The organism is Streptomyces sp. NPDC093149, from assembly GCF_044754145.1.
GTDB lineage: Bacteria > Actinomycetota > Actinomycetes > Streptomycetales > Streptomycetaceae > Streptomyces.
This window is the reverse complement of the sequence record NZ_JBIVON010000004.1, coordinates 270,920-296,836: the sequence shown is the minus strand read 5'-3', so window position 1 is coordinate 296,836 and position 25,917 is coordinate 270,920. Positions and strand designations below refer to the sequence as shown.

The following is a 25,917-nucleotide window of genomic DNA, read 5'->3' as shown; positions in this document are numbered from 1 at the left end:
CTCGCGGCGGCCGTCAAGGGCCCCACCCCGCCCGGATCCGCCCCGGTGGGGCCCTGGAGCTGCATCGCTCCGGGAGGAGCGGCGGTCGGGTCAGCCGGAGGTGTTGTCGCGGGCGCGGGCTTCCGAGATCCGGCGCCTGACCGGGGCGTAGTGCTCGCCCAGTGCCTTGAGGAAGCCGTTGATGTCCCCGGCCCGCGCGGCGTCCACGATGTTCTGGTGCGCCGCGATCGTCGCCGTCTCGTCGGCGTGCGTGAATCCGTCGAGGTGGGGCGCGACGATCGTGTACACGTCCCAGAACGCCATCGAGAGCTGGCCGATGAGGTCATTGCCGAGCGGAGCGACGAGCAGGGCGTGGAAGGCCCGGTCCGCCGCCACGAAGCCGTGCCCGTCCTGCGCGCCGGTCTCGCGCATGGTGGCGACCAGTGCGTCCAGCGCGTCGAGCTGCTCCGGGCTGAGCAGCGAGACGATCCGGTCGGCCATCCCGCGCTCGAAGAGCTCACGCACGTCGACCAGGTCGGCCATCACCTGGAAGTCGTCGTCGGGGGAGAGCAGGCCGCGGAAGGTCAGGCTCTCCACGAGCGCGGACAGGCTCAGCCTGCCCACGTAGGTGCCGTGCCCGTGCCGTACCTCAACGATGTCCAGCGCGTTGAGGATCTTGACCGCCTCGCGGACGCTGGAACGGCTCGCGCCGAGGGCCTCGCACAGGGCCGGCTCGGTGGGCAGCGGATCTCCGGGGTGGAGTCGCTTCTCGAGGATGTAGCGCTTGATGCCCTCGACGACTTCCTGCCGAAGCAGCTGCCGGCCGGGCCTCGTACCGGACATATGTGAACTCCCCACCTCTTGACCCCTCTCGATTGTCAAGCTACGTTCCCACGCTATCAAGGCATCAGACATCTGACGTCTGATGCTTTGGTTCCTGATCCTCGTGATCCCTGCGTTCCCACGCCTGTTCCCACCCCTACGTTCCACGTTCCTGGAGGACCCGTGCCCGAGCTGAGACCAGCCGGTGTCGAGCGCCGCACCTTCCTGCGTTACACCAGCGCCGTCGGTGCGGCGGCCGCCATCACGGCGAGCCTTTCCGCCTGTGGCGGACCGTCATCGACCGCCGAGGGCACGGCGGGCAAAGGCAGCGGCAACGGCCTCATCGAGGCCGGTCTCTCGTACCCCCTGTCGACCGGCTTCGACCCGATGATCACCTCGGGCGCGACTCCGTACGCCGCCAATATGCACATCTTCGAAGGCCTCGTGGATCTCGATCCCGCAACGCTCGTGGCCCGCCCCGCACTCGCCACCGAGATGCCGAAGAAGATCAACGCCACCACCTACCGGGCCACGCTCCGCAAGGGCGCGACCTTCCACGACGGATCGCCGGTCACCGCCGAGGACGTGGTGTTCAGCTTCGAACGCATCCTGGACCCGAAGAACGCCTCGCTGATGGCGCAGTTCGTGCCTTTCATCGACACCGTGAAGGCCGTCGACGCCGACACGGTCGAGTTCAAGCTCAAGTACCCCTTCGCGCTCTTCCCGTCCCGCATAGCCGTGGCCCGGATCGTCCCGAAGAAGATCGTCGAGCCCGATCCCAAGGCCTTCGACGCCAAGCCGGTCGGTTCCGGGCCGTACCGGTTCGTCGAGGCGACCCGGGAGGACAAGATCGTCTTCGAGGCGTACGACAAGTACAACGGCGCCCACCCGGCCAAGGCCGAGAAGATGATCTGGCGCCTGATGTCGGACCAGTCGGCCCGCGTCAGCGCCATGGAATCGGGCCGCGTCCAGGCCATCGAGGACGTCCCCTACATCGACGTCAAGCGCCTCGCGGGCTCCTCGAAGACCGAGTCCGTGCAGTCCTTCGGCCTGCTCTTCCTGATGTTCAACACCGCCGACAAACGGTTCGCCGACAAGCGCGTGCGCCAGGCGCTGCACTACGCCCTGGACACCGAGAAGATCATCTCCACCGCCATGGTCGGCAACGCCGCCCCGGCCACCGGATACGTCCCCGCCACCCATCCCGACTACCACAAGGCCGCCACGGTCTACACGCACGACGTGGCCAAGGCGAAGCAACTGCTCGCCGACGCGGGCGCCAAGAACCTCTCCTTCACCGTCCTCACCACCGACACCGGATGGGTCAAGGACATCGCCCCGCTGCTGAAGGAGAGCTGGGAGGCGGCGGGCGTCGAGGTCACCCTCGACATCGCGCAGTCCCCGGCCCAGTACGCCAAGGTCGACAAGGGCGCCTTCGACGTGCTGGTCGCCCCCGGCGACCCGTCCGTCTTCGGCAACGACGCCGACCTCCTGCTGCGCTGGTTCTACTACGGCTTCTGGCCCGAGAGCCGCTACGGCTGGGGCAGGTCCGCCGCGTACAAGAAGGTCAGGCAGACCCTCGACAAGGCAGCCCAGGCCCCCGACGACGCCAGGCGCAAGGAGCTGTGGGGCGAGGTCACCGACCTCGTCGCCGACGAGGCCGCGCTCTACCCGATCCTGCACCGCAAGCTGCCCACGGCCTGGAACGGCAAGGCCCTTTCGGGCTTCGAGCCGCTGCCCACCACGGGCCTTTCCTTCCTGGACGTCAGCCGCGCCTGACCGGCTGCGGCCCCGGCTCCGGCCCCGCGTCCAGGCGCCCGATCGTCCGGTCCGGGACATCTCCTCGACCCAGGTGTCCCGGACCGTCAGCCCGCCCAACCGCAAGGAACCCGACGATGGTTGCTTTTCTCCGGCTCGCGCTGCGCCGCGTCGCGATGATGCCGGTGATGATCCTCGGCATCGCGCTGCTCGTCTTCGTGGTGCTGCAGTTCTCGCCGGTCGACCCGGCCTTCAACGCGCTCGGGGAGAGCGCCACCCCCGAGGCACGTGCGGCGTTCGCCGAGGCCAACGGTCTCAACGACCCGCTCCCGGTCCGCTACTTCCACTTCCTCGGTCAGCTGCTCCACTTCGACCTCGGGACGACCGTCCCGCCGAGCCAGCCCGTACTCGACCGGATCACGGCCGCCTTTCCGCTCACGCTCCAGCTGACCCTCCTCGGGCTGATCCTCGCGGTGGTCCTGGCCGTCCTGTTCGGTGTGGTCGGCGCCATGTACCGGGACCGCTGGCCCGACCAGCTGTTCCGGGTGCTCTCCATGGCCGGGGTCGCCATCCCGTCGTTCTGGCTCGGTGTGCTGCTCATCCAGCAGTTCGCACTCAACACCCGGATCTTCCCGACCGGTGGATACACCAATCCCGCCGACTCGGTCAGCGGCTGGCTCACCACCATGGCGCTGCCCGCGATCTCGCTCGCGCTCCCGGTCTCCGCCTCCCTCGCCCGACTCGTACGGACCTCGATGGTCGCCGAACTCGACCGCGACTACGTCCGGACCGCCCGCGGCAACGGCCTCCCGCCGCTGCTGGTGATCCGCTCGGTGCTGCGCAACGCGCTCGTCACCCCGCTGACCGTGCTCGGCATCAAGGTCGGATACATGCTCAGCGGCGCGGTCGTCATCGAAGCGATCTTCGACCTGCCCGGCATGGGCAAACTCATCCTCGAAGGTGTCACCGGAGGCGACGTCGCCCTGGTCCAGGGCACCGTACTGACCATCGCCATCGCCTTCCTGGTGGTCAACGTCATCGTCGACCTGCTCTATCTGCTGGTCAACCCGCGCATCAGGACGGTGTGACATGTTCGCCACCGGCCGTCTGGCCAAGAAGCTCTCCCGACCGGGCATCGCGTTCCGCGCCCTCCCGGTCACCTCCCGCATCGCCCTCGGTGTACTGATCGTCGTCGTCCTCGGCGCCGTCCTCGCCCCGCTGTTCACCCAGGACCCACTGACCACCGGCACCCCGGTCCAGGCCCCCGGCGCAGCCCACTGGTTCGGCACCGACCGGGCCGGCCGGGACGTCTTCGCCCGGGTCGTGCACGGCTCGCGCTACTCGCTGATCATCGGCCTCGGCGCGACCGGCTGCGCCCTGGTCGCCGGCGCCCTGCTCGGCTCCGTCGCCGCCACCTCGCGCAGACTCGGCGACGAGTCCGTGATGCGCACGCTCGACGTGGTGATGTCGTTCCCGCCGATCGCACTGGCCGCCGTCCTCGTCGCGGTCTTCGGCACCAGCATCCCGGTGATCATCTTCACCATCGCCTTCGTCTACACCCCCTCGCTGGCCCGTGTGGTCCGCGCCAACGTGCTGTCCCAGTACGGCGAGGACTACGTCGCCGCCGAGAAGGTCATCGGTGCCCGACGCGGCTACATCGTGCTCCGCCACGTCGCCGTCAACTGCATGGCCCCGGTCATGGTGTTCGCGACCGTCATGGTCGCCGAGGCGATCATCTTCGAGGCCAGCCTCTCCTTCATCGGTGCCGGAGTGCAGGACCCCGACCCGAGCTGGGGCAGCGTCCTCGCCTACGGCCGGCAGATCCTCCTGGCCGGCGGCTGGTGGGCCACCTTCTTCCCCGGTCTCGCTCTGCTGATCACCGTGCTGGCGCTCAACATCCTCTCCGAGGGCCTCACCGATGCCTCCGCCGCGCCCAGAAGCGCCAAGGCGGCCGTCGACCCCGCCACGGACCCCGCACCCGACCCGGTCGAGGCCACCTCCACCGTGGACATCGACGCCGCCCTCACCAGGCTCGCGGACCGCGTCAACGCCACCGAGCCGTCCATCGACCCGGTACGGAAGGACGCCGCCGAGCTCCTCGTCGTACGGGACCTGGCGATCCGTTTCCCCGACCGCTACGGCCCGGTCCCCGTCGTCGACTCGCTGAACTTCACCGTCCACGAGGGCGAGACCCTCGGCCTGGTCGGCGAGTCCGGCTGCGGCAAGTCGATCACCAGCCTCGCCGTCATGGGCCTGCTCGCCCGCAACGCCGAGGTCAGCGGCGAGATCCTGTACCGGGGCCGGGACCTGCTGCGGCTCTCCCCGAAGGAACGCCGCGCCCTGATGGGCCCGGAGATCGCGATGGTCTACCAGGACGCGCTCTCCTCCCTCAACCCCTCGGTCCTCGTCGGTACCCAGCTGCGGCAGCTCACCTCGCGGGGCGGTACCAAGTCCCCCGCCGAACTCCTCGAACTCGTCGGTCTGGCACCCGAACGCACCCTGCGCAGCTACCCCCACGAGCTCTCCGGCGGGCAGCGCCAGCGCGTCCTGATCGCCATGGCGCTCTCCCGCAACCCCCGCCTGCTCATCGCGGACGAACCGACCACCGCCCTCGACGTCACCGTCCAGGCCCAGGTCGTGGAACTCCTCGTCGAACTGCGCGACGAACTCGGCTTCGCCATGGTCCTCGTCTCGCACGATCTCGCCCTCGTCGGCGACCTCGCGCACCGTGTCGCGGTGATGTACGCGGGGCGCCTCGCCGAGATCGGCGCCACCCGTTCCGTACTCACCGACCCCACCCACCACTACAGCCGGGGCCTGCTCGGATCGGTCGTCTCCCTGGAGGCGGGCGCCGACCGGCTGCACCAGATCCGCGGCATCGTCCCCGCACCGCAGGGCTTCGGTACCGGCTGCCGGTTCGCCTCGCGCTGCGCCGCGGCCACCGAACTGTGCCGCACCACCGCACCCGAGCTCACCGCACGCGGCGCCGCGAAGGACCACGGCTTCGCCTGCCACCACCCGGCGAAGGCCGCACAACTGGAAGGGAGCGCCCTGTGATCAGGCTCGACGGCGTCCACGTACGCCACAAGGCACGCAGCGGCGGAGTCTTCCGCCGTGATGCCGTGCACGCCCTCACCGACGCCACCCTGGAGGTCAAGCGCGGCGAGATCGTCGGCCTCGTCGGTGAGTCCGGCTGCGGCAAGTCCACGCTCGCCCGGGTGCTGACCGGTCTCCAGAAGCCCACCGAGGGCGAGGTCCGCTTTCACGGCCGCGACCTGTGGGAGATGTCCGCCGCGCAGCGCCGCGACGAATTCGGCTCCGCCGTCGGCGTCGTCTTCCAGGACCCGTCCACCGCCCTCAACCCCCGGCTCACGGTCCGCCAGATCCTCCGCGACCCCCTCGACGTGCACGGACGGGGCAGCCGGGACGCGCGCGAGGCACGTGTCGAGGAACTCCTCGATCTGGTCGGCCTGCCCGGCCACACGCTCGCCGCGCTGCCCGGACAGCTCTCCGGCGGCCAGCGCCAGCGCGTCGCCATCGCCCGTGCCCTCGCCCTCGAACCGGAACTGATCGTCGCCGACGAACCGACGTCCGCGCTCGACGTCTCCGTCCGCGCCCAGGTCCTCAACCTCCTCGTCGACCTCCGCGAACGCCTGGGCCTCGGCATGGTGTTCATCTCGCACGACATCCAGACCGTGCGCTACCTCGCCGACCGCCTTGCCGTGCTCTACCTCGGCCGGATCGTCGAGGAGGGGCGGGCGTCCGATGTCGCGGGCGCCCCCGTGCACCCCTACACCGAGGCACTGCTCTCGGCCACCCCCAGCCTGCTGGAGACCACCGAACGGATCGTGCTCACCGGCCCGGTCCCCTCGGCCACCAACCCACCGTCCGGCTGCCCCTTCCGCACGCGCTGCTGGAAGGCGGACGACGCCTGCGCCACGGTCTTTCCCACGGAGTCCTTCGGACCGGGGGAACACCGCTGGCACTGCGTCCACCCCCGTAGCCAGGCCGACCCCACCGGGGACCGGCCGCCCGTACCATCCGCAAGGAGCACCGCATGACCGCCCGCACACCCCGCTACTCCGGAGTGATCCCGCCCGTCGTCACCCCGCTCACCGCGGACGGCGAGATCGACCGGCCCTCCCTGGAGAGGGTCGTGGAGCATCTGCTCGACGGAGGCGTCAGCGGTCTGTTCGCCCTCGGCAGCTCCGGCGAGACCGCCTATCTGACGCCCGGACGGCAGGACGAGGTCATCGAGGTCGTCACGGCCGCCTGCGCCGGTCGGGTCCCGGTCCTCGTCGGGGCGATCGAGACCACCACCGACCGGGCGATCGAGCGGGCCCGCGCCGCCGAGGCGCTCGGCGCCGACGCCGTCGTCGTCACCGCCCCCTTCTACACACGCACCCACCACACCGAGATCGACCGTCACTTCCGGGACGTCGCCGCCGCGCTCGACGTGCCGCTCCTCGCGTACGACGTGCCGGTCTGCGTCCACAGCAAACTCGACCCGGAACTGCTGCTGCCACTCGCCGCGGACGGTGTGCTGGCCGGGGTGAAGGACTCCAGCGGCGACGACGCCTCGTTCCGGCGCCTGGCCATCGGCGCCCGCGAGCTGCCGGAGTTCTCCGTGCTCACCGGGCACGAACTGGTCGTGGACGCGATGATGCTCGCCGGGGCCGACGGCTCCGTCCCCGGGCTCGGCAATGTGGACCCGCACGGATACGTACGTCTCCACGAGGCCGCGGTACGGGGCGACTGGAGCGCTGCCGCGGCGGAGCAGGACCGCCTCGTCGCGCTCTTCGACATCGTCCGCGCGGCCCGTCCCGGCACGGCCTCGGCCACCGCCGCAGGCCTCGGCGCGTTCAAGACGGCTCTCATGCTGCGCGGAATCATCGCCACCCACGTGATGAGCCCGCCGATGCGCCCACTGGACGCGGCCGAGACCGCCACGATCGCCGCCTGTCTGGACCGCGCGGGGCTCGCCCGGGTCTGACAGGTTCCGAAGAACGCACAAGGGTGCGTGGGTACAGCCCCGGCTGTACCCACGCACCTGTCTGTTTCCGCCCGCTACCCACGGCCTCTCGGCCGGATCATGCCGGGCTCGCGTGCGTCAGTTCCGCGTGGCGCGGGCGCGGGTGCGGCGGAGCAGCAGGGCTCCGCCGAGCACCATCGCGGCGCTCGCCCCGCCGGCCAGGCCCAGGTTGGTGTCGGCACCCGTGTGCGCCAGCTGCGCGGTGACCGCACCCCCTGAGGTGGTCGTGGGCTCATTGCCGGGCCGCGTTTCGTCGATGACGGGCGTGGTCGGCGGCGTGACCACCGGCGGCGTGACCACCGGAGGCGTGACCGGCGGAGTGACGACCGGCGGAGTGACGACCGGCGGAGTGACCGGCGGAGTGACGACCGGAGGCGTCACGACCGGGGGAGTGACCGGGGGCGTCACGACCGGGGGAGTGACCGGAGGCGTGACCACGGGCGGAGTGACCGGGGGCGTCACGACCGGAGGTGTGACCGGAGGCGTGACCACCGGCGGCTCGGTGCCCGGCCCGCTCTGGTTCGTGCACTCGTTGCCGAAGGCAGGGTTCAGTGCTCCGACGACGTCGACGGAGTTGCCGCACGCATTGACCGGCACGTCCACGGGAACCTGGACGAGGTTGCCGGACAGCACACCGGGAGATTCGGTCGCGGCGCCTTCGGCGCTCGCTCCCTGGCCCCGACCACCGTTCCCGCTACCGGAATCGTTCCCGCACTTGTTGCCGAACGCGGGGTTGAGCAGCCCGACCACATTCACCGTGTTGCCGCACACGTTGACCGGAACGTGCACCGGCACCTGCACGGCGTTGCCCGAGCCGACGCCTGGCGAACCGACGGCGGCGCCATCGGCGGAGGCGTCCGCGAACGCGTATCCGCCGGCCGTGGTCAGAATGCCTGACGCCGCGGCCATCACCAGCACGCTCTTACTCAAGGCTTTTCGCATTGATTGCCCTTTCTTAGGGACACCTCGCGCGAGCGGATCGCTCGCGGTTCATTCACAAGACAATGGGGCTCATGCCGGGGACATCACCCCGAGGGCTCCCAAGCCACACGCCTGATGACACCCATAACGAGGAGGCGGTGTCGAAGAAACGCGTAATTCGTGGAAGTCTTGTGATCACTCGGACGGATTACGCACGGATGTTCAATCTGATTGCGGGTCTCCGTATTTCGGGTGTCCGACTCGACATGTTTGAGCGAGCCGTTGACGCCATCGCAATATTTCGGCACATGAATGACCGGGCGGTGGCCGGGACACCCATTCGTACTGTTGTCCGTGCGATCTCGGCATTCGAGTGAACGGAGGGAACCAAACGTCCGGTCGCGAGTTGGGCAGGGGGCTCCGGTACTACGGGGCATCCAGTACGAGAAGGGTTAATCGTGATCAAGAAGGTTCTGGCTACGAGTGCGGTGGCCGCCTCCGTCCTAGGCCTGGGCGCGACGCAGGCCATGGCGATCGGCGACGACGGCGGTACGACCTCGGTCAACGGCAACGGAGCCTCGCAGTCCTTCGGCAACGCCGAGACGCACGGTGACGGCAGCCCGCAGTTCGGCCTGGTCCAGGGCAGCCTGAACAAGCCCTGCATCGGCCTGCCGGCCAAGGTCAACGCCGGTTCGCTCGTCGGTCTGGTCCCGGTCGCGGTCCAGGACGTCAACGTGCTGGCCTCGCCGCAGAACCAGCAGTGCACCGAGAACTCCACCCAGGCCAAGGGTGACGAGCCCCTCTCGCACATTCTGAGCGACATCCCCGTGCTCTCCGGCAACGGTGCCGGCAACAGCTGATCCAGCCGCAGTGACAGGCCCGGGTCGCCGGCGTTCCTCCTCCACGCGGCCCGGGCCCGCTGCTGTCGTTTCCCACTGAGGACGTATCGGATTCTCCGATGAACTCGTCCACGGCGGCGAGCGATCGATGTTGCGTCATTCAGGCGATTTTTCGAGAAATTTCTTCTCGGAGGGTTTCGCCTACGGTCTTAAATCGTTACGAATTGCAGCGGCGGAGTTACGAGTGATCAGGACCGCGCTCGTGCGGCACGAAAGACGTGGCCGCCCCGGACTCCGTCGAAGAAAGGGATCAAAGTGAAGTACACCAAGGTTGCCGCCATCGCCGCAGGAACCCTGATGGCGATGGGTGCCGCCGCGCCCGCGTTCGCCGACTCCGGTGCGGATGGCAGCGCCACCAACTCCCCGGGCGTCGCGTCCGGAAACACCGTCCAGGTCCCGATCCACATTCCGCTGAACGTCTGTGGCAACACGGTCAGCGTCATCGGCCTGATCAACCCCGCGTTCGGCAGCACCTGCGCCAACAGCTGATCTCTGGTCGGTCGCGCCGAACGCTCGACGGGAAGGCCCCGGAACGCATCCGATGCGATCCGGGGCCTTCCCCGTTTCCGGTGGTCGTTCGAGTGGCCGTCGAGAAAATGCGATCCCGTCCAGTTGCCGTGTCGCAACCGCATCGTTACCCAAGATGAAAGCGGCAGAAGTCACAGCCAAAGAAGGCTGGTGCGGCGTGGAGAAACGACCGAAAAGAATGCCGCTGCAGAAGGGATCCTGAAAGTGAAGTACGCGAAGTCCGCTGCGTTCGTTGCCGGTTCCGTGGTCGCTCTCGGAACGGCTGCTCCCGCCTTCGCCGTTACCACCGCCACGGCCCCCGATTTCAGCCTCAACGGCGGCGTCAACCAGGTGGTGGAAAGTGCGCCGCAGGCTGTCGACCCGGTCGTCGACACGGTCGGCGGCGCCGCCGACGCGATGCAGAAGAACGGCAGCGTCACCAAGCTGACCGGCCAGGCCGCCGGTGCGGCCAAGGGGGCGGCCCCGCTGATGGGCGGTCTGCCGCTCGGCGGTTGATCCGTCGGACCGCGGTGTTCCCGGCTCGTCCGGGGCACTGGTAATCCTCCGGCGCCGGATATCCGTCGAACCATCTGGCGACAGAAGAATCGTTCGAGTGAATTGGCACAACCATTCCCGTCGCCGTGAGTTGATCAGTGCGCTCCGGACGGGCGAGCAAAAGAAGAACCAGAAGGGTTATTTCGTGATCAAGAAGATTATGGCCTCGGCAGCCGTCGCTGCTTCGATCGTCGGTGTCTCCGCCGCGATCGCCCCGCAGGCCATGGCCGTCGGGAACGACGGTGGTACGACGTCGTTCAACGGCAACGAAGCCGTCCAGTCGTTCGGCAACTCCGCCACCCACGGTGACTGGAGCCCGCAGTTCGCGCTCGTCCAGGGCTCGCTCAACAAGCCCTGCGTCGCCCTGCCGGCCAAGGCCAACGTCGGTTCGGTCCTCGGTGCCGTTCCGGTCTCGGTCCAGGACATCAACGTCCTGGCCTCGCCGCAGAACCAGCAGTGCACGGAGAACTCCACCCAGGCCAAGGGCGACGAGGCACTGTCGCACATCCTCAGCGACATTCCGGTCCTGTCCGGCAACGGCACCGGCAACAACTAAGGGGTGTCCCGCAGTCCCTGGTGGGTCAGCGCGCGGCGTCGGATGCGGGACAACGCTTAAGGCGTGTTTCGAAAGTCCCGCCTGCCAGGCGGCGTCCGGCACGCATGTTCGCTGCATTGTCGGGCTCGCCCCGATACGACCGGTATCGGGACGGCCCTCCGCCTTGCGATCGTACGCACCGGACGCCGCCTGGCCCACCCTGCGGGCGGACGACGCTACTTTCGAAACACGCCCTAGGTGGATGGGTATCCGCATACTGGATGTATGTGGACGTTCCGACAGCGCGGCGAGGCGTCGTAGCTGTCGTCGCGCGCCCGTCAGGGGGTACGGGACAGCCCTTGGGGTCATTGGTTCGGATCGAGCCCGCCGTGATCCGAACGAGAGGCCCCGGGACCGTGAGGCCCGTGCTGCTCGGCGCTGATTGCCCGAACCTGCCGAGAACGGCGCGACGCGCAGCTTCGAGCCTGCCTGTTTGCGGTGCGTGATACACCCGTGGGGTCGGCACATCCACGAGGCAGCCGTTCTTCGGCGGTCCGGATGCCGCCGGCCCCACGTCGTGCGTCCGGGATGCCGTCGGCCCCTCGAAGGGGCGGGCGGACTGGGCCGGTTGCCGTAGTGACGGCGGGCGTCACCCGTCGCACCGGGTAGGGGTCCTGCATGGACGAGTACGACAGCCAGCGGCCCCGCGGCCGGCAACGGCCCGCACAGGACGCCACCCCCATCTACGACCGACTGCTCGCCGAATGGCAGGCGGCCCACGGCGGCCCGGAGCAGAGCCCTTCAGCACGGTCGGACCTCCCCTGTGCGGGAAGCCGTGTCCCCGCCGCCCGTACCTCCGACGAAACCGTCGACGGGTGAGAAGGGGGTGCCGAACTCACCCCGGACCGAACCCGTTTGGGTGGTACCGCGGAACTCGCGCTTCGGCGGTGGGTTGATCAGTACGTTCCACAACGGGACGCTCCGAAAGGTGAAGCGTGATGAAGAAGATGATGGCCGGCGCGGCAGTGGCCGTGTCCCTGGTCGCTCTGTCCGCCGCCGTGGCCCCTGCGGCCATGGCGGTCGGCAACGACGAGGGCACCACGTCGGTCAACGGCAACGACACCGTGGACTCGTTCGGCAACAGTGTGACCCGCGGCGACGCCGGCCCGCAGGTCCAGCTCGTCCAGGGCTCGCTGAACAAGGCCTGCGTCGGCGTTCCGGTCGAGGCCAACGCCGGTTCTCTGGTCGGTCTGCTCGTGCCGGTCGCGGTCCAGGATGTCGACGTCCTGGCCTCGCCGCAGAACCAGCAGTGCGCCGACAACTCCACCCAGGCCAAGGGCGACGAAGCGCTGTCGCACCTCGTCGACGACATCCCGGTGCTCTCGGGCAACGGAACCGGCAACAGCTGACATCCGGTCGAGTGCGTGATGGTGGGCGGACGGCCCCCCTGATCACCCGCACTCCGGTGTGCGGCTACGGCCGAGTGGTGTCCGGGGCGCAGTGCCCGGGCCCGCACACGGTGATGCCCACCGCTCCACGGGGGGTGGTGGGCATCGCCATGTGCGGTGGCGGATCAGCCCAGGCTGCGCACCGGAAGGACACAGTGCGCGGAGGTCATGACGACCTCTTCGTCGGCTGCGAACGACCGCAGCAGTTCCTCACTGACCGGCCGGCCGGGCGCGCCCTCCGGCCAGGGACGCGTGGCGAACATTGCGTTCACCTCTCCCCGTTCCTCGGCCGCGGCCAGCCACTCGGGCGGCACGGGGTACTGGGCGGTGAAGTGAGGCAGCGTCAGGACCGCCTGGCCGGCCTGGACGAGCAGCTTCACCGGGAGGCCGGGGGTCTCGGCCGCGTACACCGGACCGGCGCCGACCGGCAGTCCGCTGCGGTCCAGGGCCACACGCATGGCCGCCTCACCGGCGGCCGGGCCGTCCGTCCCGTCACCGAGCGAGTAGACGAGAAGGAAGGCGACATCGGGTCCGCCGTCGGGGTGTTGGCCGCTCCACCCGATCAGTGTGATCGTGCCCAACCGGGCTTGTGTGAACGTGCCGGTGGCGGTCTGGGGTGAGGTCATGCTCGGCACCCTAACGGCCAGGGATCGGTCATTGTGCTTGTGTATCACCTGATCGAGGGACATCTACGGATATATCGGAGAAATGCGGTCGAGATGCTCTCCTCGTCGCGGCCTGAGAGCGCCGTGAATCAAATGTGTTGACGTCACCTGCGGGACGGGGGCTAAGGTGTGACGCGTTCCGGACGGCGGACAGGAGCCGTCGACCGGTGTCGACCCGCGCTTGAACCAGGAGGTGAGGACATTGATGACTGTCGTTGCGATGGGCGCTGCCCACAACCAGAAGAGCATCGTTCCCACCCCTGTGGCCGTCGGCTGACCTTCACTCAACTTCTCGCGTCCGAAGGCGCGTTGCCGGGGCCACCCTTTGAAGGGTTTCCCTTGTCTTTCCCGACCTCCTGGTCCTCTCCGTCCTTCTCCTCCTCTCTTCAGGGCCTCTCCGCATCGCATCCGCTGTCCCCGTACGGCTGGGACGACGACTGGGCCGCCGTATTCGCCCCGTACGCCGAACAGGGGCTGCTGCCCGGACGCGTGGTGCGGGTGGACCGCGGCCAGTGCGATGTCGTCACCGCGCACGGCACGCTCCGCGCGGACACCGCGTTCGTCGTTCCGCGCGATCCGATGCGGATCGTGTGCACGGGCGACTGGGTCGCCGTCGATCCCGACGGTGATCCGCAGTTCGTACGGACGCTGCTGCCGCGGCGTACGGCCTTCGTCCGCTCGACCTCGTCGCAGCGCTCCGAAGGGCAGGTGCTCGCCACCAATGTCGACCACATCGCCATCTGTGTCTCACTCGCCGTGGAACTGGACCTGGGGCGGGTGGAGCGTTTCCTCGCGCTCGCCATGTCCAGTGCCGGCGGCGATGCGCTGCTGCGGGACGGGACGTCCGCCGCCGACGGCGCCGCCCAGCCGATCGTGGTGCTCACCAAGGCCGATCTGGTGCCGGACACCGCCACGCTGTCGTACCTCGTCCAGGACATCGAGGCCATCGCCCCCGGGGTGCAGGTGCTGCCCGTCAGCTCCGCCTCGGGGGAGGGTCTCGATGTGTTCGCCGCCATCGTCTCCGGTGGTACGAGCGTGCTGCTCGGGGCGTCCGGCGCGGGCAAGTCGACCCTCGCCAACACCCTGCTCGGCCGCGACGTGATGGAGGTGCAGGCCGCCCGTGACGTCGACGGCAAGGGCCGGCACACCACGACGACCCGTAATCTGCTGGTGCTGCCGTCCGGAGGTGTGCTGATCGACACCCCCGGCCTGCGCGGGGTCGGTCTCTGGGACGCGGAGACCGGCGTCGGCCAGGTCTTCTCCGAGATCGAGGAGCTGGCCGAGCAGTGCAGGTTCCACGACTGCGGCCACCGGTCGGAGCCCGGCTGTGCGGTGCTCGCCGCGATCGAGGACGGTTCGCTGCCCGAGCGGCGCCTCGACAGCTTCCGCAAGCTGCTCCGCGAGAACCAGCGCATCGTCGCCAAGACCGATGCCCGGGTGCGCTCCGGAATGCTGCGTGAATGGAAGCGCAAGGGGGCCGAGGGCCGGGCTGCCATGGACGCGAAGCGTGGCCGGATCCGGTAGGGCGCAGCCGCCCGGTCGATGTCCGAAAGCCGCCAGTGTGCTGTCCGGGGGTACCGCACACTGGACGGTGTGATGGACGAACGGACCAGATACGAGGCGGTGAGCAGCCGCGACGCCCGATTCGACGGGGAGTTCTTCTTCGCCGTCGAAACGACCGGCATCTACTGCCGGCCGAGCTGCCCCGCCGTCACCCCCAAGCGGAAGAACGTCCGCTTCTTCCCGACCGCGGCCGCCGCCCAGGGCAACGGCTTCCGGGCGTGCAGGCGCTGCCGACCGGATGCCGTGCCCGGCTCGGCCGACTGGAACGTGCGGGCCGATGTCGTCGGCCGCGCCATGCGGATGATCGGCGACGGCGTGGTCGACCGGGAGGGCGTGCCCGGTCTCGCCCACCGGCTCGGATACAGTTCACGCCAGGTGCAGCGGCAGCTCAACGCGGAGCTGGGCGCCGGGCCCGTCGCGCTCGCCCGCGCCCAGCGGGCCCACACCGCGCGGGTCCTGCTCCAGACGACCGGGCTGCCCGTGACCGAGATCGCCTTCGCGTCCGGCTTCGCCAGTGTGCGCCAGTTCAACGACACGATCCGGCAGATCTACGCCCGTACGCCGAGCGCGCTGCGGACCGAGGCCGGAACGGGGCTGGGAGCCGGGGTACGGGAGGCCCGCACCACCGGGATCCCGCTGCGGCTCGCCCACCGGCAGCCGTACGCCGTCCGCGAGGTCTTCGACCTCCTGGCCGGTGAGGTGCTCGCCCGGATCGAGGAGGTCAACGGGGAGCCCGGGGCCCGAACCTACCGGCGCACTCTGCGGCTGCCCTACGGCACCGGCATCGTGGCCGTGGACGAGCGGTCCGCCGGGGCCTGGCTGGAAGCCCGGATCCATCTCACGGATCTGCGGGACCTGACGACGGCCGTGCAGCGGCTGCGGCGGCTCTTCGACCTGGACGCCGATCCCTGCGCCGTCGACGAGCGGCTCGCCGCCGATCCGGCACTCGCACCGGGCGTCGCCGCCCGCCCCGGGCTGCGCTCGCCGGGAGCCGCGGACCCCGAGGAGTTCGCCGTACGGACGCTGGTGGGCAGGGCCGGGGCGGAGCGGCTGGTCGAGACGTACGGGAAGGTCCTCGACATCCCCTGCGGCGGGCTCACGCATGTGTTCCCCGAGCCCGGGGTGCTGGCCGGCGCGGTGGACGAGCCGGTGCTCCGGGCACTGACGACCGCGCTCGCCGACGGGGACGTACGGCTCGACGCGGGCGCGGACCGCGAGGAGGCCGAGCAGGCCCTGCTGCGGCTGGGGATCGGCCCGGTCGCAGCAGCGCTCATCAGGATGCGGGCGCTCGGTGACCCCGACGTGGATCCGGACGGGAGGCCGGAGTCGGAACGGTGGCGGCCCTGGCGCTCGTACGCCGTACGCCACCTGAGCCGCTGAGATCTGCCCGCGGGGCCGGGAGCCCGGGAAGGTGCCGGGCTCCCGGGCCGGGGCTCAGCCCGGCAGGCCCCAGCGTGGCGCCGGCTCGTTCGCCGCGACCGGGCGGATGGTCAGGTCCGGGCGGTCGCCCCGGGCCGTGATCAGCGCAAAGTCGCCCTTGCCGAGATGGATGCGTACCGCTCCGTCGGCCGTCTCCTCGTGACGCAGCGGGCGCCCGTGCCGGTCCCGGATCTCGATCGGGCCCTCGATGCCATGGCGCACGACGCAGGGCGCGCCCGCCTCGCTGGTCAGCCGTACCCAGCGGGTGCGGCCCTCTTCGCGTACCGCACTGAGCAGGAACGCGCCCTGGGTACGGAAGTCATGGACGGTCATGTCCCGCCAGGCGGCGGGCAGGGCCGGGAAGACCCTGATCGTGCCGCCCCATGACTGGCAGACCATGTCGTGCAGCGACTGGGCCGCCGAGAGCGGGGTCTCGATGACCGGACCGGACTCCTTGTACATGGTGTTCGCCTGGATGAACCGGCTCATCAGCCGGCCGAGATACTTCAGCGCGTCCTCGCCCTTGCCGAGCAGTGCGGACATCGACGCGGCCCCGGTGAACGTGTAGCCCTGCAGGGCGCCTTCGAAGCCGACCCAGTGGGCGAGGGACTTCTCGATCAGCGCCCGTTCGTCGGGCGTCGCACCCGTCAGCTCGTACAGCGGGTACACCGCGAGCATGTGCGAGTAGTGGCGGTGCGACATGGCGAACGGAACCCCCGCGCCGATCATGAACCCGTTGGCGTCGACGGGATAGGGCGCGAGCCTGGCCAGCACCTCCTGCCAGCGGGCCGTCAACGGGTCGTGGACGCCCAGTTGCTCCGCCGAGTCCAGCAGGGTGCGGCAGCCCCAGCGCAGCAGCATCAGGTCGTAGTTGCAGTCGGGGGCGTTGACCCCGTACTCGGGGGAGAACGTGGCCGGGAGATGCAGTCTGCCGTCGGGTCCCGGCGTCAGGAAGTGCAGGTAGTAGTTGACGGCCTTGCGCAGCAGTGGGAAGAGCGTGTCGCGCAGGATCGACTCGTCCATGGTGTGGCGGTAGGAGAGCCACACGTTGTGCAGCGCCCAGGTCAGATTGCCGACCTCGGGGGTGGGCGGGTCCTGGCCGGGGATGCCGACGCCGTAGCCGCCGTCGGTGACCGACGCGCCGTTGACCAGGTGGGGGTCGGTGGTCCGGGGGATGCCGGCCGAGTCGGCCCGGTAGGGGGCGGCGACCTCGCGGGAGAGCTGGTCCCGGAACTCGCTGAGGGCGCGGGTGACGGCGTCCAGCTCCAGGTGGTTGGAGCCGTGGATCAGCCAGTACTCCAGCTGGACGTTGAGGTTCCACCAGGTGTTCGGCCAGGGCGTGGGCTCCAGCCAGGGGCCGGAGGTCGCCATCACGGGTGCGTCCTTGCGGGCCGCCGACGCCGTCTTGTACAGCTGGATCCAGTAGAAGCGCTGCAGCCGGGCATCGGGCAGGGACAGGAAGCTCTTCCGGTAGAACCGGTCCCACCAGGTGCGATGGGGCGCGGCCAGCTGATCGTACGGGTGCGCCGAGGCGGTCCTGACCGCACGCAGGGCGCGGTCACGGGCCGTCGTCCTCGGGTGCGAGTGCGTGACCGTGACGTAGAGCGTACGGCCGGTGCCCCGGGTGCGTTCCCGCCATGCGGTGACGTGCTGACCGCCCGCGAGCAGCGGCTGGACGGCCGCGGTGATCGCGCCGTGCTGCTCGGTCGCCGCGGGCGGGTTGCCGGTGTAACCGTCCGGGAGGGGCTTGAAAGCGGCGCGCGGGCTGATCGCGTCGGCCGGGTGGAACACCCAGCGGAAGTCCCGCTCGCCCGCGCTCGGGGACACCTCCACGGCGAGCAGATCGCTGGTGGAGTGGACGAAGGCCCGGAGCTTCAGGGTGCCCGCGGTCGTGGTGATCGTGCCTTCGAGTTCGGCGGTGCGCAGCCGCATCCACCACTCGATGCCCGTGATGGTGCCGACCGGTTCCAGCGTGAAGTGGCCGATCGGGAGGCGGGCGAGGCCGAAGAGGGAGCCGAACTCGGGCCGGTGGTCCTGGACCTCGGAGTGCTGGACGTTGAAGCGGATGGCCGTGGTGGTGGCACCGGGCTCGGCGTAGATTCCGGAGCCGAGACGGCCGTTGCCCAGGTACGGGCCCTCGTACCAGGTCTTCGGCAGCTTCTGCCAGAGCAGGTCGGCATCGTCCAGGACCGTGCGCCAGGCGTCGTCGGGGGAGTGCACCGTGACAGGGGCCGGGGCGGTGGCGGCCGGCGCGGCAGGGGCGGCGGCCTGGGCGGGGACGGCAGCCGCACCGCCGACCACGAGCGCGCCGCCGATCGCGGTGCCGGTGGCGAGAACACTTCTGCGGGAAGGGGCGGGGGCTGCGGGGACTTCGTTCCGGGACGGGCGGGAAGGGTCCGGTGCTGTGGGCAAGGCGTCTCCTGGCGACTCGTACGCAGGCACATCAATTCATCCGAGCTATTCCTCCAGGGAAAGTAGGCAGGAGACATCCATGCGTCAATAGAAAGGAAGAGATCCGATGTATTTCCTTCTATCTGGACGATGTCCACCTGGATGTCCATGAGGGTGAGGAGGGTCAGCCCCAGACCACCGCGCCCAGCCACGCCCCCGTCACCAGCAGGCATGCGAAGAGCTCGACGAGCACGGACCACCCGGTCGCCCGCATCACCGAGCGGACCGACGCCCATCCCGCCCCGTGGCTGCCGAGCCGCAGCCGCTCCGCCCCGTAGATCACGCCCACGTATCCGGCGATCCCGCCCACCACCGGCACCACGAAGAAGCCCACGATCGCGCCGATCCCGCCGAGCATCAGCGTCTTGCGCGGCGCCCCCGACTCATGGGGGCGCCGCGGCGGCAGCAAGGGCTTCAGCGCCTGGTTCAGCAGCAGCAGGGCGGTGGCGCCGATCAGTACGCCCCAGGCCACCGGAGTCACATCGGCCAGTGCCCACCACAGCACGGCGGCCCAGACGATCGCCTGCCCCGGCACCCCCGGCACCAGCACACCGACCAGGCCGAGGAACATGACCAGGCCGACGGCGAGGAGTTGCCACACACCCATCTCACCAGCCTGCCGGAGTCCGGCCGCCCCCGCCCGTCAGCGCGCTCCGGGTGGAAAACGTCGGCGCAGCTCAGAGCCGTACCGGCACGAGGGGGACACCGCGCCGGGGTATCCGGTGCGCCCCCCCGCTCAGGCGCGCGGCGTCCGGGACACCCAGCCCCGTTCGTACGCGTGCCAGCCCAGTTGCAGCCGTGTCGACACCCCGGTCATCTCCATCAGACCCTTCACCCGCCGCTGTACGGTCCGCAGTCCGAGTTCCAGCTGCTTCGCCACGCTCGCGTCCGTCAGGCCGGCCAGCAGCAGCGACAGAATCTCCAGGTCCGTCGGATCGGGCCCGTTGGACTCCTCCTCCAGCCATCCGCTCTCGCCGAGCCTGAGCGGCATGGCCTCGCGCCACACCGCCTCGAAGAGCCCCATCAGCGACTCCAGCAACCCGGAGGCGTGCACCACCAGCGCCGCGGGCTCGGCGCCCCGCCCGGTCAGCGGCACCATCGCCAGGGCGGTGTCGGCGATCACCAGCTTGGTCGGGACCCGGTCGACGACCCGGCACTGCTCGTCGCGGCTCAGCGCGGCCGACAACTCCAGGATCCCGGAAGGGAGCGAGAGGACCTCGCGCTCGACCACCACCCGGAACGACACCCCGCGCGTGGCGGCCTGCTCCTCGGACTCGTTCTCCATCCCGCTCACCGCGATCGGCTTCCCGGTGACCAGGGCGCACACCTCGCTCGTCGCCCCCAACTGCAACTGGTGGAAGCGGTGCGCCACCGCGCTCGCGCCCGTGACCACCTCGACCAGATCATGCACCGCCTTGTCGGTGGCCTCGGCCCGGTACTCCTCGGCGAGCAGCGCCGCCGCCAACTCCGCCTGCTCCAGCTCGTGACGCTGCTGGGTGAGCAGCGCCCCCAGTGCCACCCCCGGCGGCGCCGCCACCCAACGGCCCGTGCGGGACGAGGACTGGGCGGCCAGCCCGTGCTGTTCCAGTCGGCGCAGCGCCCGTTCGGTGTCCGATTCGGGAAGGGTCAGCCGGTGCGCGAGATCGGAGACCTCCGCGGCTCCCACCGCCACGAGCGCGCGGTACGCCGACTCCTGCAGCTCGTCGAGACCTATGGCTCCCAACATCCCGAACTCCTCCCGGACGCGTTGATTCCGCACCATGTCGCCGTCGCCGGGCGCCCGGACGTGGCGGAAAGCGGCCACGGCGTAAACCCGCCGTGTACATCATCCCTTTACTGCCCGTCGCTCTGCCAATGTGGCGCCACCGCAGTACCAACAACCTCCGGAAGATTGCGGTTTGCGCAACTTGGTTCCGGATTCACTTGGGGAGAGCGATGCGTCCGATATCGCGTACGGCACTGGGAGCGGCCACCGCCGCCGTCCTCGCCGTCACCGCGATCGCACCGTCCGCGGCAGCGCCGCAGGACGACACGACCGCGAAGAGACCACTGACCGGCAGTGCGGCCGCCGCCGCCGAGGCGGCCAAACCGGTCACCGTCACTCTGGTCACCGGGGACAAGGTTCTGGTGAGCACGGACAGTTCGGGGGCCGCGTCGGTCACCGCACTGCCGCGCGAGGACGGCACCGTCCCCCTCGTACAGACCCGGCAGAGCGGCAAGGACCTCTACGTCTACCCCGACACGGCCGTCGACGCGCTGGCCGCGGGCACGGTCGACCAGGAGCTCTTCAACGTCACCGGGCTGATCCGGCAGGGCTACGACGACGCGAGCACCAAGTCGCTGCCGTTGATCGCCGTCTACGGCAAGGGCACGGCCCGCTCCGCGCCCGCCACCCCGCGCGGCGCCAAGCGCGGACTCGCACTCGACGCGATCGACGGCGTCGCGCTCAAGGCGGACAAGGAGAAGGCCGCCGACTTCTGGTCGGACGTCACCAACACCCGTTCCCGCTCGGCCTCCGGCCTGAAGAAGCTCTGGCTCGACCGCAAGGTCCAGGCCACTCTCGACAAGTCGACCAAGCAGGTCGGCGCCGACCTCGCCTGGGCCGCCGGATACGACGGCAAGGGCACCAAGGTCGCCGTCCTCGACACCGGTGTCGACGCCGAACACCCCGATCTCAAGGGCCGGATCGCCGCCTCGGAGAACTTCACCGACTCCGACACCACCGACGACCGGCAGGGCCACGGCACCCACACCATCTCCACCGTGGGCGGCTCCGGCGCGGCCAGCGACGGCAAGAAGAAGGGCGTCGCCCCCGGCGCCGACCTGCTCGCTGGCAAGGTCCTCAACGACAGCGGCTTCGGCGCCGAGTCCTGGATCATCGCCGGTATGCAGTGGGCCGTCGACCAGAAGGCCGATGTCGTCTCCATGAGCCTCGGCAGCCCGGAGCCGACCGACTGCACCGACCCGATGAGCGTCGCCGCCGAGGAACTCGCGCAGAACAAGGGCACCCTGTTCGTGATCGCGGCCGGAAACTCGGGACCGACGCTGAACACCGTCTCCTCGCCGGGCTGCGCACCGAGCGTGCTGACCGTCGGCGCCGTCGACCGTGACGACTCCACGGCCCAGTTCTCCAGCCGCGGACCTGTGATCGGCTCGCACACCCTCAAGCCCGAGATCTCGGCGCCCGGCGTCAGCATCTCGGCCGCCGCGGCCGGCGGGCGGGGAGTCTACGCCTACCGCACCATGTCCGGCACGTCGATGGCCACCCCGCATGTCGCGGGTGCCGCAGCCATCGTGAAGCAGCGTCACCCCGACTGGACGGCCCAGCAGATCAAGGCGGCCCTCGTCTCGTCCGCGAAGAGCGACATCCCCGGCGACGTGCGCGAGACCGGCGGTGGCCGCCTCGACGTGAAGGCCGCCATCGACACCACCGTCGTCGGCGCCCCCGCCGTCCAGGCCGGCACCTTCAACTGGCCGCAGGACAAGAGCGACCGCACGACGGTCGACGTCCCGTACACCAACTCCGGCTCCAAGCCGGTGAAGCTGTCGCTGAAGGTCCAGGGCGTCACCGGCAACGACGGCTCGGCCGTCCGCTCCTCGGTCGCGAAACTCGACGCGAGCACCGTCACCGTCCCGGCCGGGGCCACCGTCGAGGTCCCGCTGCAGATCGACCCGACCGCGAAGCTGAAGGCCGCCCAGTACGGTGATGTCACCGGGCGTGTGCTGGCCACGGGCGCCGACGGCGTCAAGGTCTCCACCCCGTTCTCGCTGTACGTCGGCGCCGAGACGGTCACCTTGCGCGTCAAGCTGATCGACCGCACCGGCAAGCCCGCCACGGGCTCCTCCTCGCTGGACATCATCGGCACCGACACCGCCAGCGGTGAGCGCCGCTTCAACGACGGCGCCACCGATCAGGTCTACCAGGTGCGCCCCGGCGCCTACTTCGTCTCCAGCTTCATCGTCTCGCCGGACACCGAGGACGCCACCGGCAGGATGGCCGAGTCCGTCGGCTACCTCGCCAGGCCGCAGCTGGACGTCACCAAGGACACCACCCTGGTGCTGGACGCCCGCAAGGCCCATCGCCTGCAGGTGAAGACGGAGGACCGCACGTCCGAGAACCGCTCCACGACGCTCTCCTTCGGCCGCAGCTGGGACGGCGTCTGGCTGCACTCCGGCTCCGTCACCGGCGGATCCATCGTCAAGAACTACCTGGCCGACGTCCAGGGCAGGGCGAGCGACGGCGACTTCGAGTTCGCCAGCTTCTGGCGCGCCTACGCCCCCCGGATCGAGAAGCTGTCGGTCGTCGGCGGCACCGAACTGCACCCGGTCGCGGCCGGCACCGGCTCCGTCGGCCTCGACGGCACGGGTGAGGCCGTACTCGTCGACGCGGGCACCGGCACCCCCGACGAGCTGAAGGCCGCCGATGTCCAGGGCAAGATCGCCCTGGTCGCGGTCTCCGACGACGGCACCCTGCTGACCCCGGCACGGAACGCCAAGGCCGCGGGCGCAAAGGCGATCATCGCCCACCGGCCGTCCGCGGGCCCGTGGCAGCCGTCCGTCGGCTACGGTTCCGCGCCGCTGCCCACGCTGGGCATCGAGTCGGGCGAGGCCGACACCCTGAAGGCCGCCCTGGCCCGGGGCACGGTGAAGCTGAGCTGGAAGGCCACCGCCGCCAGCCCGTTCGTCTACAACCTCGCCTTCCCCGAGACCGGCCCGGTCACCTCGGACCGCACCTACAAGGTCCGCGACAGCAAGCTCGCCAAGTCCACCGCCCGTTACGAGGCGATGGGCGTCGCGGCCGACTACGTCGACACGATGGTCATCACCCGGCCCTACGGCGGAAGCTACTCCGGCGGCTTCGACACCGTCGCCGTCCCCGGCAAGCGCACCGAGTACTACTCGGCCGGCGACACCGCCTGGCAGCGGTACCTCTCCTCCAGCTTCCCCTGGGGCGAGCTCATGGCGGACCAGCCCCGCACCTACACGGCAGGCTCCACGCGTACGGAGAACTGGTACCGGGGCATCCCGGCCCCGACCGCTCCGCGTGACGCCCAGGGCAAGGCCGTGCTCGCCGGCGAACGCCAGGACAACCTGATCGGTGTCGCCCCCGGCTTCTGGAGCGACACCGAGCACGAGGGTCTCCAGGGCTCCTTCGGAGACATCGGCAACATGCGGCTGACCAGCGGCGGCGTGGTGCTGGGCGAGTCCGGCTGGCCGTCCGGGGTGTTCACCGTCCCGGCCGCGGACGCCGCGTACGAACTCACCATGACCACCGCGAAGTTCGGCCAGCCCGCTGCCGTGTGGAAGCGGTCCACCCAGACCGAGACCACCTGGAAGTTCCGCTCGAAGCGGGACGAGAACGTCTACTCCCAGGGCATTCCCATGCTCTTCCCGGGTTACGACCTGGAGACCGACGGGCTCAAGACCCTTGCGGCGAAGGACGGTCAGACGATCGGCCTGAGCGTCACCGGGCACGCCGGCTACACGCCCGGCAAGCTGGTCGCGGCCAAGGTCTCGTACTCGTACGACGGCGGCAAGACCTGGACCGAGGCCACCACCGCAGAGCACAACGGCCGCTGGACCGCGACCGTGAACCACGCGGGCGCGGCCGGCAAGCCGGTCACCCTGAAGACCGAACTGACGGACGCCAACGGCAACTCCGTCGTCCAGACCGTGAACGACGCCTACGCCGTGCGTTGATCACGTCCTGACCGGTTCGCCGGGCGTCCTTCCCGTGGGGGGTGGGGTCGCCCGGCGGACCTTTCTCATGGCCACTTTTTCCGGATGCCCCGTTTTCGTACGGGCCGTGCGGTGGACAATAAGGGCATGAGTCAGCAGGGGGAGACGCCCGCCGCCCATGAGGACGACTGGTGGCGCAGGCTGTACGACGAGACCGCCCGGGACACCGGGGCGAGCGATGCGGGCGACAGCCTCGACGACCGCTTCGACTCGGCGTCGGGCACGGTGGGTTCGGGCGGGCACGGAGGGAACAGTTCCGACACGGTGCATCCCCTGTCCGGCCGGCCGGCCGCCGAGGGTCCCGTCGCTCCCCGAACCGCTGACGTCCCTCAGGGCCCGGTTGTTCCTCGGTCCTCCGCGGTCCCTCAGGGCCCGGTCGCTCCTCACGCCTGTGCGGTCCCTCAGGGCCGGGCCGCTCCTCACGCCTCCGCGGTCCCTCAGGGCCCGGTCGCTCCTCACGCCTCCGGCGTCACTGTCACCCCACCGTCACAGGTGCAGGCACCTCTGCCGGCTCGCGGGCCCGGGCCCGACCACGAACCAGCGCCCGTCGCACGCCCCGTGATCGGCCATGTGGGTGACCGGCCGCCGACCTACGACGCCGAGCCCACCACGCTGCCCGCCACCGTCCCCCAGGAGCTGGACGGGCTCGTCGCCGACACCGTGCTCGACGGAGCCCGCTACGGGACGTACACCCTGCGCGCCGCCTCCGTGCGCGGGGACTCCGCACGGTTCCGGGGCGACCCCCGCCGCGACGCACTGCTCACCGTGCGCTTCGGCACCGAGCGGAACGCGCTCGTCCTGGTCGCCGTCGCCACCGGGGCTCGGGCCACCGGGCGGGCACATCTGGCGGCGGCCGATGCCTGCCGCTGGATCGGCGGTGCTGTGGGCCGCAGCCATTCGAGGCTCGCCGAGGACATAGGGGCGGGCCGCCGCGATGATCTCAAGTCCGGCCTGCACCGTCTCACCGACCGTGGCTACGGGAAGCTGCGCGCCCGCGCCGCCGAACTCGGGATCGAACCGCACGAGTACACGGCGGACCTGCGCTGCCTCCTGCTCTCGGCAGATCCCGACTGCCGTACCAGGATCTTCTTCGGCGTCGGAGCCGGTGGGCTCTTCCGGCTGCGCGACGGCGTCTGGCAGGACCTCGAACCGGAGGCCCCGGACACCGGTGGTGCCGGGGACGTCATCGGCGAAGCCGTGGTCGGATGCGGCCCCCCGCCCACCGTGAGCGACCCCCGGAGAGGTTCCGAGAGCCGATCCGAGAGCGGCCCCGGAGGCGTCCGCTGCGGTGATTCCGGCAGTGAGGGCCTCACCATGGATCCGGGGACCACCGCACACCCGCCCTCGTACGCGGAGAGCCTGATGCCGTCGCCCGTGGAACCGTTCCGGTTCCGGGCCTCGGTGGCCCGGCCGGGCGACACGCTGTTGCTGTGCAGCACCGGGTTCGCCGAGCCGCTGCGCGGCGAGCCCGCGCTGGCCCGGGAGCTCGCCGAACGCTGGAGCGACGGCCCGGCACCCGGGCTCGCGACCTACCTCGCGGACACCCAGCTCAGAGTGAAGGGGTACTCCGACGACCGTACGAGTGTCGGCGTCTGGGAGGCGTAACCGCCCGCGTCATGGGTTG

At 70.2% G+C, this 25,917-nt stretch carries 21 protein-coding genes; 15 read left to right on the top strand and 6 right to left on the bottom strand.

The annotated features are described in order from the left end of the window. Nucleotides 1–90 precede the first annotated feature (90 nt). On the bottom strand, nt 91–822 hold the full coding sequence (locus ACIQCZ_RS14920) for a FadR/GntR family transcriptional regulator (RefSeq protein WP_402282524.1): 732 nt from the start codon (nt 820–822) through the stop codon (nt 91–93). A 162-nt stretch (nt 823–984) separates the two neighbouring features. Here ACIQCZ_RS14920 and ACIQCZ_RS14915 point away from each other — a divergent pair, with 162 nt between their 5' ends. The 5 genes from ACIQCZ_RS14915 to ACIQCZ_RS14895 all read left to right on the top strand — a co-directional run bounded on the left by ACIQCZ_RS14915 (nt 985) and on the right by ACIQCZ_RS14895 (nt 7,552). Then, on the top strand, nt 985–2,580 hold the full coding sequence (locus ACIQCZ_RS14915; RefSeq protein ID WP_402282522.1) for an ABC transporter substrate-binding protein: 1,596 nt from the start codon (nt 985–987) through the stop codon (nt 2,578–2,580). 116 nt (nt 2,581–2,696) lie between these two features. Beyond that, nucleotides 2,697–3,647, top strand: coding sequence for an ABC transporter permease (locus ACIQCZ_RS14910; protein WP_402282520.1), 951 nt, complete (start codon nt 2,697–2,699; stop codon nt 3,645–3,647). Nucleotide 3,648: 1 nt separating this feature from the next. After that, on the top strand, nt 3,649–5,616 hold the full coding sequence (locus ACIQCZ_RS14905) for a dipeptide/oligopeptide/nickel ABC transporter permease/ATP-binding protein (RefSeq protein ID WP_402282518.1): 1,968 nt from the start codon (nt 3,649–3,651) through the stop codon (nt 5,614–5,616). Beyond that, a complete protein-coding gene (locus ACIQCZ_RS14900) occupies nt 5,613–6,620 on the top strand; it encodes an oligopeptide/dipeptide ABC transporter ATP-binding protein (protein ID WP_376271805.1) in 1,008 nt (335 codons plus the stop codon). The genes ACIQCZ_RS14905 and ACIQCZ_RS14900 overlap by 4 nt, the downstream gene beginning before the upstream one ends. Next, nucleotides 6,617–7,552: a dihydrodipicolinate synthase family protein gene (locus ACIQCZ_RS14895; protein WP_402282516.1), complete on the top strand. Its 936-nt coding sequence runs from the start codon at nt 6,617–6,619 to the stop codon at nt 7,550–7,552. The genes ACIQCZ_RS14900 and ACIQCZ_RS14895 overlap by 4 nt, the downstream gene beginning before the upstream one ends. Before the next feature lie 117 nt (nt 7,553–7,669). Here the strand turns inward: ACIQCZ_RS14895 and ACIQCZ_RS14890 are convergent, their stop codons facing one another. Beyond that, nucleotides 7,670–8,533, bottom strand: a complete 864-nt coding sequence (locus ACIQCZ_RS14890; RefSeq protein WP_402282514.1) for a chaplin — start codon at nt 8,531–8,533, stop codon at nt 7,670–7,672. A 437-nt stretch (nt 8,534–8,970) separates the two neighbouring features. Between ACIQCZ_RS14890 and ACIQCZ_RS14885 the strand changes: the two genes are divergently transcribed. The 6 genes from ACIQCZ_RS14885 (at nt 8,971) to ACIQCZ_RS14860 (ending at nt 12,417) form a co-directional block, all read left to right on the top strand. Beyond that, on the top strand, nt 8,971–9,372 hold the full coding sequence (locus tag ACIQCZ_RS14885) for a rodlin (RefSeq protein ID WP_402282513.1): 402 nt from the start codon (nt 8,971–8,973) through the stop codon (nt 9,370–9,372). A gap of 294 nt (nt 9,373–9,666) precedes the next feature. Further along, nucleotides 9,667–9,900, top strand: a complete 234-nt coding sequence (locus ACIQCZ_RS14880; RefSeq protein ID WP_402282512.1) for a chaplin — start codon at nt 9,667–9,669, stop codon at nt 9,898–9,900. A 243-nt stretch (nt 9,901–10,143) separates the two neighbouring features. Beyond that, entirely contained in the window at nt 10,144–10,434 is a 291-nt protein-coding gene (locus ACIQCZ_RS14875) for a hypothetical protein (protein WP_402282928.1), read from the top strand. A gap of 184 nt (nt 10,435–10,618) precedes the next feature. Further along, on the top strand, nt 10,619–11,029 hold the full coding sequence (locus ACIQCZ_RS14870) for a rodlin (RefSeq protein WP_402282510.1): 411 nt from the start codon (nt 10,619–10,621) through the stop codon (nt 11,027–11,029). Nucleotides 11,030–11,686: 657 nt separating this feature from the next. Next, the gene (locus ACIQCZ_RS14865) at nt 11,687–11,887 is read left to right on the top strand and encodes a hypothetical protein (RefSeq protein WP_351073775.1); all 201 of its coding nucleotides are present in this window, start codon (nt 11,687–11,689) and stop codon (nt 11,885–11,887) included. A gap of 119 nt (nt 11,888–12,006) precedes the next feature. Then, entirely contained in the window at nt 12,007–12,417 is a 411-nt protein-coding gene (locus ACIQCZ_RS14860) for a rodlin (protein ID WP_402282509.1), read from the top strand. A gap of 164 nt (nt 12,418–12,581) precedes the next feature. Here ACIQCZ_RS14860 and ACIQCZ_RS14855 read toward each other — a convergent pair whose 3' ends face one another. Beyond that, entirely contained in the window at nt 12,582–13,082 is a 501-nt protein-coding gene (locus ACIQCZ_RS14855; protein ID WP_402282507.1) for a DUF5949 family protein, read from the bottom strand. A gap of 378 nt (nt 13,083–13,460) precedes the next feature. Here ACIQCZ_RS14855 and rsgA point away from each other — a divergent pair, with 378 nt between their 5' ends. Both rsgA and ACIQCZ_RS14845 read left to right on the top strand, forming a co-directional pair. Beyond that, complete coding sequence (rsgA, locus tag ACIQCZ_RS14850) at nt 13,461–14,645, top strand: ribosome small subunit-dependent GTPase A (RefSeq protein ID WP_402282506.1); 1,185 nt, start codon at nt 13,461–13,463, stop codon at nt 14,643–14,645. 72 nt (nt 14,646–14,717) lie between these two features. Beyond that, nucleotides 14,718–16,064 carry a DNA-3-methyladenine glycosylase 2 family protein gene (locus ACIQCZ_RS14845; RefSeq protein WP_402282927.1) on the top strand — a complete coding sequence of 449 codons (1,347 nt, stop codon included), beginning with the start codon at nt 14,718–14,720 and terminating at the stop codon, nt 16,062–16,064. Between the two features lie 54 nt (nt 16,065–16,118). Here the strand turns inward: ACIQCZ_RS14845 and ACIQCZ_RS14840 are convergent, their stop codons facing one another. From ACIQCZ_RS14840 to ACIQCZ_RS14830, 3 genes are all read right to left on the bottom strand, one after another. Continuing rightward, complete coding sequence (locus ACIQCZ_RS14840; protein ID WP_402282504.1) at nt 16,119–18,515, bottom strand: glycosyl hydrolase family 95 catalytic domain-containing protein; 2,397 nt, start codon at nt 18,513–18,515, stop codon at nt 16,119–16,121. A 163-nt stretch (nt 18,516–18,678) separates the two neighbouring features. Then, the gene (locus ACIQCZ_RS14835) at nt 18,679–19,161 is read right to left on the bottom strand and encodes a DUF456 domain-containing protein (RefSeq protein WP_376271781.1); all 483 of its coding nucleotides are present in this window, start codon (nt 19,159–19,161) and stop codon (nt 18,679–18,681) included. Nucleotides 19,162–19,290: 129 nt separating this feature from the next. Continuing rightward, the gene (locus ACIQCZ_RS14830) at nt 19,291–20,280 is read right to left on the bottom strand and encodes a helix-turn-helix domain-containing protein (RefSeq protein WP_402282503.1); all 990 of its coding nucleotides are present in this window, start codon (nt 20,278–20,280) and stop codon (nt 19,291–19,293) included. Between the two features lie 209 nt (nt 20,281–20,489). Between ACIQCZ_RS14830 and ACIQCZ_RS14825 the strand changes: the two genes are divergently transcribed. Both ACIQCZ_RS14825 and ACIQCZ_RS14820 read left to right on the top strand, forming a co-directional pair. Further along, a complete protein-coding gene (locus ACIQCZ_RS14825) occupies nt 20,490–24,254 on the top strand; it encodes a S8 family peptidase (protein WP_402282502.1) in 3,765 nt (1,254 codons plus the stop codon). Nucleotides 24,255–24,380: 126 nt separating this feature from the next. Beyond that, nucleotides 24,381–25,898, top strand: a complete 1,518-nt coding sequence (locus tag ACIQCZ_RS14820) for a protein phosphatase 2C domain-containing protein (RefSeq protein WP_402282500.1) — start codon at nt 24,381–24,383, stop codon at nt 25,896–25,898. The last annotated feature ends 19 nt before the right edge of the window (nt 25,899–25,917 follow it).